We start from the raw sequence: 689 nt of genomic DNA, 5'->3' as shown, positions 1-689 counted from the left end.
CGGCCTCGTCCACGGACGCCTGTACTTCCAGCAGGCTGGGGGCGCCCGCGGAGCCGCCCTGCGCGAAGTGGGCGCCGAGCAGGTCGCCTTCGGCGGTGACGGCGGTGAGGCCGGGGTGGGCGCCGACGACTTCCTCGGCGTCCTCCAGGGTGCCGACGACGACGACGCGGTCCAGCAGCCGCCGCACGGCCGGCATCAGCTCGGGGGGTCCGCCGACGAGGCGCTCGGCGGGGAGGGCGGGTGCGTCGTGGCCGGGCGCGCAGTTCCCCGCGTCCTTTCGGGGTGCTGCGGCGGGCCCGTCGGCCACATCATCAACGGGGAGGTCGGTCGCGGGTGCCTCGGGGCCGGGCGCGCAGTTCTCCGCGCCCCTTCGGGGGGTTGTTCCGCCTGCTTCCGCCAGGAGCAGGGTTGCCCGGCCCGCGTCCTGTTCGCGCAGGAGACGGATCGCGTCGGCCGCGGCGGACGGTGAGGCGACCGCGAGGGCGTCCGCCGCCGTGCCGAACGCGGCTGCGAGCGGTACCTCGTAGCCGGGCGTCACCGTCAGCAGCTCCGCGGCCGGGCCCAGCAACCCCGTGAGGCGGTCCTTCGCGCTCAGCAGGGCACCGGTGCCGTCCTTGCGGCGCAGGCCGAGGGCGAGGGCCTCGTGGCGGGCCTGGGTCGCCGCGCGGCTGCGTTCGGCGGCGGTGGCC

The 689-nt window shown here is 77.5% G+C and carries 1 pseudogene; it reads right to left on the bottom strand.

Features of this window, described 5'->3' with window-relative positions:
* A pseudogene (locus tag B7767_RS36170) lies at positions 1 to 689 on the bottom strand (chromosome segregation protein SMC); the annotation flags it as partial.

This window comes from Streptomyces sp. 13-12-16 (assembly GCF_002114215.1).
GTDB lineage: Bacteria > Actinomycetota > Actinomycetes > Streptomycetales > Streptomycetaceae > Streptomyces.
Note: the sequence above shows the minus strand (reverse complement) of the source record. Positions and strands in the feature narration are given on the sequence as shown.